The organism is Acinetobacter sp. SA01 (genome assembly GCF_011319235.1).
In the GTDB taxonomy this organism is placed as follows: Bacteria; Pseudomonadota; Gammaproteobacteria; order Pseudomonadales; family Moraxellaceae; genus Acinetobacter.
In genome coordinates this window covers 24,279-37,456 of record NZ_WXXM01000012.1, presented here as the reverse complement: position 1 = coordinate 37,456, position 13,178 = coordinate 24,279, and the positions used below count along the sequence as shown (strand labels likewise).

General features: G+C 41.4%; 13 protein-coding genes, 2 tRNA genes and 1 pseudogene. 8 read left to right on the top strand and 8 right to left on the bottom strand.

The genetic code is table 11. From position 1 onward, the window contains the following. Nucleotides 1-160: 160 nt before the first annotated feature. The 5 genes from GTU69_RS11740 to hisB form a co-directional block, all read right to left on the bottom strand. A complete protein-coding gene (locus GTU69_RS11740) occupies nucleotides 161-1,081 on the bottom strand; it encodes a DMT family transporter (protein WP_171522028.1) in 921 nt (306 codons plus the stop codon). A 60-nt stretch (nucleotides 1,082-1,141) separates the two neighbouring features. Continuing rightward, entirely contained in the window at nucleotides 1,142-1,873 is a 732-nt protein-coding gene (gene hisA / locus GTU69_RS11735; protein ID WP_086197722.1) for a 1-(5-phosphoribosyl)-5-[(5-phosphoribosylamino)methylideneamino]imidazole-4-carboxamide isomerase, read from the bottom strand. Nucleotides 1,874-1,940: 67 nt separating this feature from the next. Beyond that, the gene (locus GTU69_RS11730) at nucleotides 1,941-2,618 is read right to left on the bottom strand and encodes a 3'-5' exonuclease (RefSeq protein WP_166170691.1); all 678 of its coding nucleotides are present in this window, start codon (nucleotides 2,616-2,618) and stop codon (nucleotides 1,941-1,943) included. 105 nt (nucleotides 2,619-2,723) lie between these two features. After that, nucleotides 2,724-3,341: an imidazole glycerol phosphate synthase subunit HisH gene (gene hisH, locus GTU69_RS11725; protein WP_166170690.1), complete on the bottom strand. Its 618-nt coding sequence runs from the start codon at nucleotides 3,339-3,341 to the stop codon at nucleotides 2,724-2,726. Continuing rightward, complete coding sequence (hisB, locus tag GTU69_RS11720) at nucleotides 3,341-3,934, bottom strand: imidazoleglycerol-phosphate dehydratase HisB (RefSeq protein WP_086197720.1); 594 nt, start codon at nucleotides 3,932-3,934, stop codon at nucleotides 3,341-3,343. Before hisB ends, hisH begins: the two co-directional genes overlap by 1 nt. 88 nt (nucleotides 3,935-4,022) lie before the next feature. Between hisB and GTU69_RS11715 the strand changes: the two genes are divergently transcribed. The 6 genes from GTU69_RS11715 to GTU69_RS11690 all read left to right on the top strand — a co-directional run bounded on the left by GTU69_RS11715 (nucleotide 4,023) and on the right by GTU69_RS11690 (nucleotide 7,577). Next, nucleotides 4,023-4,400, top strand: a complete 378-nt coding sequence (locus tag GTU69_RS11715; RefSeq protein WP_166170689.1) for a GNAT family N-acetyltransferase — start codon at nucleotides 4,023-4,025, stop codon at nucleotides 4,398-4,400. 195 nt (nucleotides 4,401-4,595) lie between these two features. After that, nucleotides 4,596-4,671 (top strand) — tRNA-Phe (locus tag GTU69_RS11710). A gap of 135 nt (nucleotides 4,672-4,806) precedes the next feature. After that, nucleotides 4,807-4,882, top strand: a tRNA-Phe gene (locus GTU69_RS11705). Nucleotides 4,883-5,214: 332 nt separating this feature from the next. Then, entirely contained in the window at nucleotides 5,215-5,715 is a 501-nt protein-coding gene (locus tag GTU69_RS11700) for a hypothetical protein (protein WP_225530211.1), read from the top strand. A 325-nt stretch (nucleotides 5,716-6,040) separates the two neighbouring features. Beyond that, nucleotides 6,041-6,775 (top strand): class I SAM-dependent methyltransferase, encoded by a 735-nt coding sequence (locus GTU69_RS11695; RefSeq protein ID WP_166170688.1) that lies wholly within the window; start codon nucleotides 6,041-6,043, stop codon nucleotides 6,773-6,775. Between the two features lie 271 nt (nucleotides 6,776-7,046). Further along, nucleotides 7,047-7,577 (top strand): hypothetical protein, encoded by a 531-nt coding sequence (locus GTU69_RS11690; protein WP_180041987.1) that lies wholly within the window; start codon nucleotides 7,047-7,049, stop codon nucleotides 7,575-7,577. Between the two features lie 94 nt (nucleotides 7,578-7,671). On the opposite strand, the gene GTU69_RS11685 is transcribed toward GTU69_RS11690, so the two are convergent. Further along, nucleotides 7,672-8,280, bottom strand: a complete 609-nt coding sequence (locus GTU69_RS11685; RefSeq protein WP_166170687.1) for a hypothetical protein — start codon at nucleotides 8,278-8,280, stop codon at nucleotides 7,672-7,674. A gap of 397 nt (nucleotides 8,281-8,677) precedes the next feature. On the opposite strand from GTU69_RS11685, the gene GTU69_RS11680 reads away from it, so the two are divergent. Then, entirely contained in the window at nucleotides 8,678-8,950 is a 273-nt protein-coding gene (locus GTU69_RS11680) for a hypothetical protein (RefSeq protein ID WP_086197715.1), read from the top strand. A gap of 203 nt (nucleotides 8,951-9,153) precedes the next feature. Further along, the gene (tehB, locus tag GTU69_RS11675; RefSeq protein ID WP_166170686.1) at nucleotides 9,154-10,029 is read left to right on the top strand and encodes an SAM-dependent methyltransferase TehB; all 876 of its coding nucleotides are present in this window, start codon (nucleotides 9,154-9,156) and stop codon (nucleotides 10,027-10,029) included. 135 nt (nucleotides 10,030-10,164) lie between these two features. Here the strand turns inward: tehB and GTU69_RS11670 are convergent. Both GTU69_RS11670 and fadA read right to left on the bottom strand, forming a co-directional pair. Further along, nucleotides 10,165-11,200 (bottom strand): annotated as a pseudogene (locus GTU69_RS11670) (AIPR family protein). An 801-nt stretch (nucleotides 11,201-12,001) separates the two neighbouring features. Beyond that, nucleotides 12,002-13,174 carry an acetyl-CoA C-acyltransferase FadA gene (gene fadA / locus GTU69_RS11660; RefSeq protein ID WP_166170684.1) on the bottom strand — a complete coding sequence of 391 codons (1,173 nt, stop codon included), beginning with the start codon at nucleotides 13,172-13,174 and terminating at the stop codon, nucleotides 12,002-12,004. Nucleotides 13,175-13,178: the final 4 nt, after the last annotated feature.

Sequence of the window (13,178 nt, the reverse complement as noted above, 5' to 3'; positions counted from 1 at the left end):
CGATAATGATTCTTCCTCTCCCTGTGGGAGAGGATTGGGGAGAGGGCAATATTTTCAGTGAAAAATTCGAATTTCTCGTGCTCTTGAAATTAACCTTTCCTAACCGCTCCTGGAAGATGAGGAATTTTCTTTAGAGAAATATTCAGGAGAAAGAGATCTTTTAAGGATTCACTTCTTTATTTTTCTTCAAAAACTTCGGTTTCCATTCACTGACAATGACCCCTAAAACCACCAACACCCCACCAAGGATGGCCAGTAAGGGCAAACGCTCCCCCGCAATACGACCAATTAAAGCTGCCCAAACTGGCTCACCGGAATAGATGATGGCAGCTTGCGCAGGGTCGACTGCACGTTGTGCCCAGTTCATCACCAGTTGAATGGCGGCACTAGCAAAACCTAAGCCAGTTAAAATGATCACCAGAGGCCAGGAAAAAACTGGATTCCAGCTTTCACCAGCCAAAGGCATCATGCAAAAAGCAAAAATCGAGGCAAAGCCGAGTTGAATCACGGTGACACGGCGGACATTGACTTTACCGGCAAAAAATCCGATCAGAATAATTTCCATCGCAATAGCGACTGAACCCAAGAGGGTAATGATCTGACCAAAGCTCAGCTGGATTGCACCAAACCCATTTCCGGTTAAAAAGACCAGACCTAAAAAGGCCAGCACTGTGCCACACCAGGTCATGAATTGCGGGGTTTTACGGAACAATAGCCATAAAAGAATCGGCACCAGAGGTACATACAGCGCGGTTAAAAAAGCCGATTCACTGCTGCTGATGCTTTGTAGTCCAATGGTTTGCGTGCCATAACCCAGCGCAATCACCAGACCAATGACAGCTCCTGCGGCAATTTCTTTCAGTTGGATTGCGGTTAAATCCTTCCAGGAAAACAGGCTGACAAACAACATGGCAGCAGCAAAACGGCAACCGACGAAAAACATCGGGCTGGCAAAGTTTAAGCCATATTGCACGGTGATAAACGAGCCACCCCAAACCAGGGTAATTAAAATTAAGGCAAGTTGCGGTGCTTTGGCTTTCAGGCAAGAGGGAAAATAGGACATGCTTACACAGGAAGTGATTTTTAAAAATATCAGAAATAAAAAAGAGGTCCGAAGACCTCTTGGAGATACATCACGGAATTAAAGTGATTGTTCATCTAACAGTAATTGCGCTTCACGAAGGTTCAGTGTGCCTTCGTAAATGGCGCGACCGGTAATGGCACCTAAAATGCCCGGCTGGCCTTTCAAGTTACGGACATCATCCAGATTGGTCACACCACCAGAGGCAATCACAGGAAGACCTGAATAAGTCGCCAAGTTAACAGTTTGCTCGATGTTTACACCCTGCATCATACCGTCACGTGCAATGTCGGTATAGACAATGCTTGATACGCCAGCATCAGCAAAACGTTTTGCAAGGTCAGTCGCTTTTACATCTGTGACATTGGCCCAGCCATCGGTTGCCACCATGCCATTCATGGCATCGATACCGACAATGATGTGGCCGGCAAATTTCTTGCATGCTTCTTCCACAAACTCAGGATTTTGAACTGCTTTGGTCCCGATAATCACAAAAGACACACCGGCATCCAGATAATGTTCAATGGTTTCCAGTGAACGGATACCACCACCAATTTGAATTGGCAGCTCTGGTTGTGCTTTGGCAATGGCTTCAACCACAGGTTTATGAATCGGTGTACCTGCGAAAGCGCCGTTTAAATCCACCAAATGCAAGCGACGTGCGCCTTCATTGACCCAATGCTGTGCAGTTGCAACCGGATCGTCAGAGAATACGGTATCGTCTTCCATACGGCCTTGTTTTAAACGGACACATTTGCCATCTTTCAGGTCAATTGCAGGGATGATCAGCATGCTTTCGCTCCTTGCCCAATCTTATTGAATTCATTGTGTTCCATCTTAGCAAAGTATTGGCAAATCTCTAAGCATGAGTTGCAGCTTTTATTTTGTTGGGGCGAATGCGTAACTTTAATGTGGTATTGGGAATATGTTTGGGCAGCAAGCCTAAGCGCAGTAATTCTTCAAACACTAAAACCGGGGCATAGGCATCGGCAGCCGCATAGTCAATCTGCTGAGGAGTCAGCGTTTTACGTGCCCAGTTCGAGGTGCTGGTTTTTTTACTTTTGGGAAAGTTCACCTGAAATAGAAGTGCCATGGCATTTTTCAGTCCCATTGGATTGGTAAAGCCAAAAGCAGAAAAGCATTTCGACAGTTCAATCACACTGTTTAGTTCAATACCTTTTTTACGGAATAGATGGGCATCATTTTTTAAGCCAAAGCCAACTTTAATCTGGTCACGGCTGGCAAAAATCGGCTTTAAAAATTCCCAAATCTCATCATTCATTTGGAACAGATAGGCTTTGTCTAAGGTCGCCAATTGAATCAGATGTGGCCCCGTGGAAACTTCACCGACTCTAAATGTGGGCTTGGATTCAGAATCGAAACCAAGTACTGCGCAGTGTGTTAATTCTGCTTCCAAAGCATGACATTGTTCCAGGTTGTTAATCACCTGAATCTGTTGCATCGGAAGGTTTTTAAATGGAGGGAAGGCCTGAATCTGTTCTTTGCTGGGCAGGGTTTGAAGTAGCGGCTCTTCCATAATCATCAATAGCTAACTGGTCTGAAATCAGCTTAATGGTTTTTCCGAGTTTAGGCAAAATAAAAGCCCACCGAAGTGAGCTTTTTAAAATAAGTTGGAAGAGCCTTAGATATCCCATTCCACAAAGTTTTTCAGTAACTGCAAACCGGCAGTATGACTCTTTTCCGGATGGAACTGGGTAGCGAACAGGTTTTCTTTATGCAGCGCCGTACAGAACTCTAAACCATAGTCACAGGTGGCTGCCACAATGCTCTTGTCTTCAGGTTCAACATAGAAACTATGCACGAAATAGAAACGCGCATCCTGTTCAATGTCTTTCCACATTGGATGGCTTGGGTCTGCCTGATGCACCTGGTTCCAGCCCATGTGTGGCACTTTTAAACCGGCCATATCCGGGAAACGCTTTACTTCACCGGCAAAAATACCTAGCGCATCTGAACCGCCATTTTCTTCCGAGTGTTGCATTAAGGCTTGCATGCCGACACAGATCGCCAGCACAGGCTTATTGAATACGGCATGGCGTACCACTTCATCAATACCTGCTTCATGCATGCCTTGCATACAGTCACGCATGGCACCGACACCCGGAAAGACGATTTTATCGGCTTGGGCAATCAGTTTGGGATCATTGGTAACATCTACAGTTGCGCCGACATGTTCCAGGGCTTTGGCTGCGGAGTGTAAATTTCCCATACCATAGTCAAGAAGGGCAATACGGGTCATTACAAAGTACCTTTGGTTGAAGCAACAGTATTTTCTGCACGTGGATCGACTTCACAGGCCATACGGAGTGCGCGGGCAAATGCTTTAAATACGCTTTCGATCTGGTGATGGCTGTTTTTGCCTTTCAGGTTATCAATGTGCAGGGTCATTAAGGCGTGATTCACAAAACCTTGAAAAAATTCAGAGAATAGATCAACATCAAAGCTGCCAATACGTGCGCGAGTGAATGGAATATCCATCCACAAGCCCGGACGACCAGATAAATCAACCACAACACGGCTTAAAGATTCATCCAGTGGGGCATAGAAGTGACCATAACGACGTAGGCCTTTTTTATCACCCAGGGCTTGGGCAAATGCCTGACCTAGAGTGATACCACAGTCTTCTACGGTGTGATGGTCATCAATTTCCAGGTCACCATCACAATGAATATCAATGTCAAATAAGCCGTGTCGCTTGATTTGATCAATCATATGATCTAAAAATGGAACACCTGTATTGAGAGTGCCTTGACCTGTACCATCAAGATTCACACGAACTCGGATTTTGGTTTCGTTAGTGTTTCTTACCACTTCACTGATACGTTGCGTCATAGACACGTTCCTCAAAAACGATGATGTAAAATGTTTTTTTCGCGATGACGAAATTATCGCATATTAGATTGCTCAGGAGGGTTAATCAATGCCTATTACCGTACATGCTTATACTTCACTAGAAAATGACGAAGTGCGCAGCCAGCTTGAGCGACTGTATGACACCAGCCCGGAATTTGGGGATGGGCAGGATGCCATTGAACAACTAGAGCAAAACTTGGCTCAGTATACCTTAGTTTACACAGCAGAATTTAATACTAAACTGATTGGGGCAATTTGGTGTACCGGGCAGGGGGAAAGCCGGACGCTGGAAAATATTGTGGTCCATCCAGCTAACCGTGGACGTGGAGTCGCAGAACGACTGGTCAGTGAAGTGTGCCGAATGGAAGAAGAAAAAGGCGTGAAGAGGTTTGAACCGGGCTGTGGAGCCATTCATCGCTGTCTGGCACATCTGGAAAAAATTTAAGCCTGATAAAAATAAAAAAGCAGCCATGGTGCTGTTTTTTTATGCCTGAAAATAATGCTGGCTTAGATGATCCATTGAATTTTAAATAAAAAATAAGCAAATAAACATCAATTTGCCTTAAAAGTAAGCACTTGCTTGAAAAAGCTAAAAACCTGCTTGACTGAAAAACACTTAAACTGTTTAATACGCGACATTGGCGTGATAGCTCAGTAGGTAGAGCAACGGATTGAAAATCCGTGTGTCCCCAGTTCGATCCTGGGTCTCGCCACCATATTTAAAATCTATTTCAAGATTTCAATCCCTGATCCCATCAGGGATTTTTTTTGGGTAAAAAATATTCGATTAAATAAAAATGTCATGAATTATATTGACTATTGAGAACAGATACGGCTTAATACACCGCATCGGCGTGATAGCTCAGTAGGTAGAGCAACGGATTGAAAATCCGTGTGTCCCCAGTTCGATCCTGGGTCTCGCCACCATATTCAAAAAAACCTCAAACACTGTTTGAGGTTTTTTTTTCGCCTCTAGGTTGGTCATAGAGAATTATAATTACATGCAAAGCGCATTAAAATTCCAAGAAAAATTGCATACCCATAATAGATTTAAGAAAGTGAAAAAGACCGTTTATCCGAGTCAAGGTGAGCCAAAATTGATTTTCAGGTAGGCTATAAAACGTATACGGTTGCAGTGAAAAATTTTTTTCTTGCATGGTGTAAAACTGCATTGTCCTGAAATTACGTTGCGAGGCAAGTTTATGAAATTTATAAAAATATATCCTTTGCTGCTGATATTGGGCTGTCCATGGAGCATGATGGTCCACGCGGATGACGCGGTGACCTTACCCACCCTGCACGTACTGGCCGAGCCAGAGTTACGTACAGAAACCGGGATTGTGCCGTATCAGAATGATGAAAAAAATCTCCGTGCTTTACAGCATCAAGTTATTCGTAATTCACGTGAAGCACAAAACTTTATGATCGACAGCCATGTGGTTGCCAATCTGGAAATTCAGCCCTTACAAGCACAACCCGACCTAAATTCGTTATCGCCCTTTCTACAACAGTATGTATTGAGTATTGCTCAGGGTTTACAGTCGAGTGATCCTACACAAGGCTTGTATATTATGTTGCAACCCTTTGGTATAAACCGTAGCAACAGTATGCAGCATATTGATCGTAGCAATAGCAACAGTATGCAGCCCATCGATCGTGATATGCATATACAGCTCGACCTGAAAAATGTCAGCATTGGTACGATTGAACATTCTATAAATAATTTTTCTGTACCTGAGCTACCGACACCGAAAAAGTAATCATTTTTCTTTTGAAAAAATCCTTAGCTTTGCCAGCGAAGCCTATATTTGCCGCCGCGAGAAAGTGGCAAATGCCTGCGCAGTTGAAAATTGGGGCTGTTTTCAGCCTGTGAGCTAGTCATGTTCTTCAGAGATCATTACTCCGTTACATGCTCAGCCAGTCGGGAATCGCCGTGTCAGTTTTAATCCTGCCCAGAGCTGGAAATTGGTTCCATACGATGTTAAATATTATCAATTGAATAATCAGCGGGTGCTCATTGCCCAGACCAGTTTTAGGATTGATCAGGTCATTGATTAAATTTATAAATATTATGAGCATCGTTAAATGAAAGATCTGTTTTCTGATGACAGCTTGCGCTATAAACAGGCCCGTCCGGCTTATTCTGCAGAAATTGTCCAGGAAATTTTAAAGCATGTACCTGAACGAACTTTTGCCTGGGATTGTGGTGCCGGTTCGGGGCAGTTTACCCAGCTTCTGGCACCGTATTTCGAGCATGTGGTGGCGACTGATATTAGCGCAGCGCAATTACAGCAGGCCCCTTATTTTGAAAATGTCAGCTATCAGCTACAGGTGGCAGAGCAGACCACGATTCCGGAGCACTCCGTCGATTTGGTGACGGTGGCACAAGCGATTCACTGGTTTGATTTCGATGCATTCTATAAAGAAGTCAAACGGGTGCTTAAACCTCAAGGGGTGCTGGCGGTTATTGGCTATGGTCTCATTCAGGTTCAGGATGCGGCAATCAATGCCTTGGTTCAGCAGCTGTATGCTGAAACCTTAAAAGAGTATTGGGATCGTGAACGCCGTTATATTGATGAGCTGTATCAAACCATTCCGTTTCCTTTTTATGAGCAGGCAGTTCCAGAGCTGCGCCTGGAATATCGATGGACTCCGCAGCAGCTGATCAGTTATTTAAACACCTGGTCGGCGCTCAAGCATTATCACGACCACAACACGGATGACCCGCTGCAGCCGATTTCAGAGGTTTTGCAAGCAGGACCAGAATACTTAGATGTAACATTTCCTGTACTTTTGCGCGTCGGAATGCGAGAAAAATAAAGATTATGACGGAATTTTTATGTCAGCAGGGCAGCCTAAGCAGGAGAAGATAAAAATCTGATTTATAGAAACATGGTTCAGCACAGCACTTTTTTATAGACGCAGATTTGATGTTTTTTCAGTAGGTGAAATGAACCGGTTTTTTAACGAAAGTTAGAATGTCTTGCAAGACCACTGGTCCGGGGCAAGTGGCTGAAAGGCGCATAAACTATACAATTATAGCTGTCGACGGTTGTTTATTTACTTCAATTCATTGTTGAGTAGAACTGCCATGAAGCTGCTAAAAAATTTATCCTGCGCAATTGTCATGATTACCGCAAGCTTTTCTATTTCCTCTGCTTTTGCCGATATAACGGATACTACCGGATTAATCCCCTTAACAGACTCCAAGTTAAGCGCTGAAACCACGCGAGTTATTGAATATCGTGAAGATCCTCAAAGAGAGCGAGTTTTGCAACATAGAATTATGCAGATCCAGCTAGATACACAAAATTTTGTGGTTGACCCCACTATGTTGATGACCATCGATCTAGTTCCTGAAGCACCTATGCCAGACATCAACAGCTTGCCATGGGTATTGCAGCAATATGTTCTGGCGATTGCCCGCGGTTTGCAGTCACCTGATCCACGAGAAGGTCTGTATATTATTCTTGCACCTTTTGGGATAGACCGTAGAGCAGTCAATGTACAAATCGCTAGAGAGCAACTTTCCTTGGGTATTCTGGAAAATACCTCACAAAATGACATCATCAGACAGTTGCAACAACAGCGAACCAATACACCGAATAATGCTATTCGCTAGTTGGGCAGTATGTGGATCACCATCTTTTTCACGCTAACTAAAAAAGGATGCTCATGAATGGCATCCTTTTTACGGTTAAAATGCGCGATGCAGATTAAGCCGCAGATTTTTTAAACCAAGAGAAGAAGCCTTTTTTCTCAGCTTTGACTTCAGTTTTAGCAGCATCTGCTTTTTCAGCAACGCTTTCTTTTACTTCAGCTGTTTTGGCTACAGTTGCATCTTTTGCAGCGACAGTTTTAGCAGCAGTGGCATCTGTTACTTGAACAGTTTTAGCAACAGTTGCGTCTTTCGCTTCCACCGCTTTTGCTACAGCTGCGTCTTTAGTTGCTACAGTTTTAGCTACAGCGGCATCTTTAGCGGCTTCTGTTTTGTGAGCGGCAGTTTGAGTGGCAACGACAGCTTTTTCTTTTGCTACTACGGTTTTAGCAACAGTGGCATCTTTTAGCTTAGCTGTTTTGGCTACAGTTGCATTTTTGGCAGCGACAGTTTTATGTGCAGCAGTTTTGCTTTTAAGCTCAACATTTTCTTTTGTTGTAGCAGCTGCTGCTTTAACAGTGCTTGCGGTTTGAATGGTGTCTGCTTTTACTTGTGCTTTTAATGCGGCAACCTTGGCAGCTGGCGTGGTTTCTACAGCAGTAGCAGCCATAGCAGAGGTTGTACCTGCAACTACAGCGATAGTGATAGCAGTTTTAATCATATTCATGGGAATTACTCAATCGTGAGAATTAAGAGGTTTTTTGTACTGGTTATATTAACGCTAGGGCGATTCATTTTTTAAAAGGGAACACGTTAGTTGGGCCTAATTGTGTGAATATTCAACTAAAATTACAGATGGATAACATGATGTTGCAGGTGAGTTACATTGCTTTTAAGTTTTTAGTTGGGTCCGGGTTAAATTAAAGAGAAATGGATATTTTTGATGAGCACATGATTTGTTTTTCTTGCGTTTTTCCCGGCAAAGCGATCATGCCGTTGAATATCTGCGTTTCATCTTTTTAAACATGACAGTTTTGCAATAAGACTGTCATTTGTTATTCAAATTCGGTTGCTAGATTAAAACCGTTGCAAAGGTCACATTATAAAATCTAGGCAGGTGAGTCATGAAAACCCTACACGTTTTTGATGATATTCAGCATGTATACAGTGAATTTGTTGAAAATAAAAAATACCCAAAACTGGAAAGCCTGAACAATTGGGGTAAAAACCGTTTTTTCTTTAATCAATACTTTAAAATGATTGAAGATTGGCATCATACCGAGCAGATTGTGATTCAGTTCAATCAGCAGTATTACAGTCTGGATACCGGTAGCGCCCCTGACTTTATGGACCAAGAAAAATATATGGAATGGTTGCGCGAACAACTGCTGCATTAAAAAATATTTATCTCGCTTTTAAAGTTTCCCCAAAAACTGTCCGTATCGGGCAGTTTTTGTTTTTCTATAGGGTTTTTAGTTTGCCTGAATGGCATCTCATTGGCTTATTTCATTCTGCTGTGGAACGGGCTATGCTAAAACATAGATCATCAACTGATTGAGTCAGCCCGACCACCGACCGATGCTTTGGAGTACAGCCTTTTATGCAACAGCTTATTTGTTATAAAGAACTCCCTGTCTGGACACAGCAGAGTATCCCGCAAGGGTTTAAAAACCAGCACAATACCAAAGCCGGTACCTGGGCAAAATTAACCGTATTCAAGGGTGAGCTGCATTTTGCCATGCTGGAGGAATCGGGAGCCGTAAAGTCTGAGCATGTTTTTAGCCTAGAGCAGCAACCTCCGTTTATTGAACCGCAAGCATGGCATAAAATTGTTTCTGCCAGTGATGACATTGAATGTCAGCTACAGTTTTACTGTCTGCCACAGGATTATTTTTATAAAAAATATCAGCTTTCACCCACGCACTCTGAAATTCTGGCTGCTACGCCATATTTGCAAGGTGGCCGTGCCCTCGATGTTGGCTGCGGGCAGGGGCGTAATACGCTGTATTTAAGTCAGCATGGTTTTGAGGTGGATGCCTGGGATGTCAATGAAAACAGCCTGCAAAAGTTGAGGCAGATTATTCAGAGTGAGCAGATTGATAATATTCAGGTGCAACAGCGTGATTTAAATGCAGACCCAAGTATTACCGGCCGTTATGATTTTATTTGCTGTACTGTGGTGATGATGTTCTTGCAAGCCCAAACGGTGAAACCTCTGATTAAGCAGATGCAACAAGCGACTGTTCCGGGAGGCTATAACCTGATTGTCTGTGCGATGAATACGGACGACCTTCCGGCACAGCCTGACTTTCCTTTTGCCTTTAAAGCAGGGGAGTTAAGTGCGCTTTATGAGGGCTGGAACATTGTGAAATATAATGAAAATGTCGGTGAGTTGCATCGGGTAGATGCACAGGGAAATAGGATTAAACAGCATTTTGCGACATTGTTGGCGCAGAAAGTTGCTGAGGATATTTAAGAGGCTTTAAGGTTCTTGAATTTAGAGCAGTAAGGAAAATAGTACCTAATTTTTTAAACACTCCAAAATCAAAAAAAGATGTCACCAGGACATCTTTTTTAGCTTATGTCAAATATCGTTAAAAGGTAATTTTTCTTAAAAATTTAAGTATTCAAAAGTTTTACTTCTTAAATCAGCTGTATATTTTTGTCTCTTTATTTCATCAGAAGTTGGAATAGGTAATGATTCAATAATAGCTAAGCATTCATTTAGCGCATTTTCAAACTTTTCTTTATCAGTTAAGGTTTCAATAATTTTTTTCACATTTTGATTTGATTTTTTACTATTACGTGTCCAATTTTTATTAGATTTTGTGGCCACATATTTCATAATGAATAAGACATGCCATTTTAAATTTGAGTATTTAAGTTTTTTACTGTTAATAGCTACATGAATTTTATACAGAGCTAATGAACAGATATAGTATAAGCTTTCTTCATCATCATCTTTAAATAACTCATTAGATTCAAATATTTTTTTCACGTAACGAGATGAGTTAAATGGTTCTTCAAGTATCATTGCATTATATGCCTGTACTACAGTTCTTAGATCAAATATACGTGATTTTTGATAATCTGATTGAGAGTATTCATTCTGCCTTCTTTCAAAATATACTCTGTTTTCATCACCTACCGTATTGTTCATGGTTTCAAAATATCTTTGAACCATACGAGTTTTTTCTTTTAGACCAAGAAATGCATTGTTGTCGATATTAGACTGATTATTAGTAGATGATATAATTTTTGTAATAGTTTCTTCATGAGTAGTCGAGATAAACTTAACGATAATTTTTGTATCATCATTAATAATGTCCCGATTTTCAAATAATACATTACTAGTTTGACATCCATTGATAATTTGTTAGGTCAATAGTTTTATCACTTGGGGAAAATGCTAAATCAGGCGAAATAATGGTAATTCCATTATTTAATACAGAAAATATTTTTTGTGACTTTTCTTCTTCAAGTGATTTTTTTATATTTGAGTTTACATAAACTTCTTCACCTAAATAAGCACGTATATTTTCTTCAAAAATATTATTTTTTATATTTTTGTCTTCATCGAATAATATTGAATCAATGAAATCTTTAGCATTAACTAAAGCTAAATATGACTGAGGAATATTTGGCATTGATGGGATAGCAAAAAACTCTTGAAATTTTAATTTAGCTTGAATATCTTTGTTCGTATCATCATATAAACTAATTAATTTAGCTCTATCTAGTGGTTCAGCTTTCACCTGATGGAAAAAAGTTTTTTGTTCAATTTCATATTTTATTTGTTTGAAAATTGCTTCATGTTCATCTGATTTTTGATAAATGCCACTTGTTGCAAAGTAAACAGCTATATCGGGTAAGCCATTACGTATATTTTTTACGTTTTTTAAAATTTGAAAAAGAATTTCATGCCTAATTTGGTTAAATGTACCTTGTGGGTAAAAGTTATCTTGAGTAAGAAAATTCAATATACCGGATAGAAAATTAGCAATATCATCCTTTTCAAAGCTTTCACCACTTTTTACTTGCGTTAAAATAATTTTTGCATCTACTTTTCTTTTTTTATCAGACAGTATTTCTTCTGCCATTTCTAATGAAGTGATTAGATTACCATCTAGAAATATAGCGATCCCATCAAGCGATGCATCATCTTCAGATGTTGTTAATTCATTGGGCTGTACTATGTGGCCTAATTCTTTATGAGCTAACAGGTAATTAACAAAATATTCAAAATTCTTACTAATATCACTTGAATCCAAATCGAAGCTTTTTGCATAGTCTTCAACTATTCCTTTCAACACAATATGCACTTTATTACCCTGTTAATCAGTTATTACTGTTATTTATTAATTTCAAGTGATTGAATTATATTTAAATATTCAAAAAAAAACCCCGCAATAAGCGGGGTTTTTTATATCTCAGTATTTAATTAAGCATTAAACACGTTCGATAATAGTCGCGATACCTTGACCAAGGCCAATACACATGGTCGCAAGACCGATTTGTGTATCTTGCTGTTCCATCACGTTCAGCAACGTGGTTGTGATACGCGCACCAGAACAACCCAATGGGTGACCCAGTGCAATCGCACCACCGTTCAAGTTCACACGGTCTTGCTGGTCATAAATGCCTAAGCCTTTAAGAACTGACAAACCTTGAGCAGCAAACGCTTCGTTTAATTCAATAGTTTGAATGTCAGCAATCGACAAGCCCGCACGTTTTAGCGCTTTCTGAGTTGCTGGAACTGGACCATAACCCATGATCGCAGCGTCACAACCTGCAACCGCCATAGAGCGAATCACAGCACGTGGCTTAAGACCAAGCGCTTGCGCACGTTCAGCAGACATCAACAACATTGCAGATGCACCGTCAGACAATGCTGAAGATGTTGCAGCAGTCACTGTACCGCCTTTCGGGTCAAATGCTGGACGTAAAGCCTGGAATGCTTCAAGGTTGGCATCTGGACGAATCACTTCGTCGATGTCGCACAGGATTTTGAAACCGTTCTGGTCGTGACCTTCAACACCAATAATTTCGTTTTTGAAACGACCTTCTTGCGTTGCAGCCCAAGCGCGGCGGTGAGATTCAACACCAAACGCATCTTGTTCTTCACGAGTAATGCCGTTCATGCGACCTAACATTTCAGCGGTTAAGCCCATCATGTTAGACGCTTTTGCATAATGTTTAGATGCTTCTGGGTTGATGTCGATGCCGTGCATCATGCCAACGTGGCCCATGTGCTCAACACCACCGATGATGAAGATATCACCCTGGTTGGTTGCAATTTGTGCCGCCGCAGCATGGATTGCCTGCATTGAAGAACCACAAAGACGGTTAATCGTTTGACCTGCAACAGTTTTAGGCAAGTCAGCCAATAAACCAATGTTACGGGCAATGTTCATGCCTTGTTCAAGTGTCTGGTTGACACAGCCCCAAATCAGGTCTTCAACTTCGTTGACATCAAACTGGTTACGGGCAACCAAAGCACGAACCAATTCAGCAGACAAGCTGTCAGCACGTACATTGCGGAACATACCGTTTTTGGATTTACCCATTGCTGAACGTACACCATCAACGATGACAACGTCACGCGGATTTAAAGTAGCCATTCAC

Bases quoted from the DNA above. Each gene is read 5' to 3' on its own strand.
- hisB (WP_086197720.1), bottom strand. From the start codon at position 3,934: ATGACGCAACGTATCAGTGAAGTGGTAAGAAACACTAACGAAACCAAA.
- tehB (WP_166170686.1), top strand. From the start codon at position 9,154: ATGCAACAGCTTATTTGTTATAAAGAACTCCCTGTCTGGACACAGCAG.
- GTU69_RS11685 (WP_166170687.1), bottom strand. From the start codon at position 8,280: ATGAATATGATTAAAACTGCTATCACTATCGCTGTAGTTGCAGGTACA.
- hisA (WP_086197722.1), bottom strand. From the start codon at position 1,873: ATGCTGATCATCCCTGCAATTGACCTGAAAGATGGCAAATGTGTCCGT.
- GTU69_RS11700 (WP_225530211.1), top strand. From the start codon at position 5,215: ATGGTCCACGCGGATGACGCGGTGACCTTACCCACCCTGCACGTACTG.
- GTU69_RS11715 (WP_166170689.1), top strand. From the start codon at position 4,023: ATGCCTATTACCGTACATGCTTATACTTCACTAGAAAATGACGAAGTG.
- GTU69_RS11730 (WP_166170691.1), bottom strand. From the start codon at position 2,618: ATGGAAGAGCCGCTACTTCAAACCCTGCCCAGCAAAGAACAGATTCAG.
- GTU69_RS11690 (WP_180041987.1), top strand. From the start codon at position 7,047: ATGAAGCTGCTAAAAAATTTATCCTGCGCAATTGTCATGATTACCGCA.
- fadA (WP_166170684.1), bottom strand. From the start codon at position 13,174: ATGGCTACTTTAAATCCGCGTGACGTTGTCATCGTTGATGGTGTACGT.
- hisH (WP_166170690.1), bottom strand. From the start codon at position 3,341: ATGACCCGTATTGCCCTTCTTGACTATGGTATGGGAAATTTACACTCC.
- GTU69_RS11695 (WP_166170688.1), top strand. From the start codon at position 6,041: ATGAAAGATCTGTTTTCTGATGACAGCTTGCGCTATAAACAGGCCCGT.
- GTU69_RS11680 (WP_086197715.1), top strand. From the start codon at position 8,678: ATGAAAACCCTACACGTTTTTGATGATATTCAGCATGTATACAGTGAA.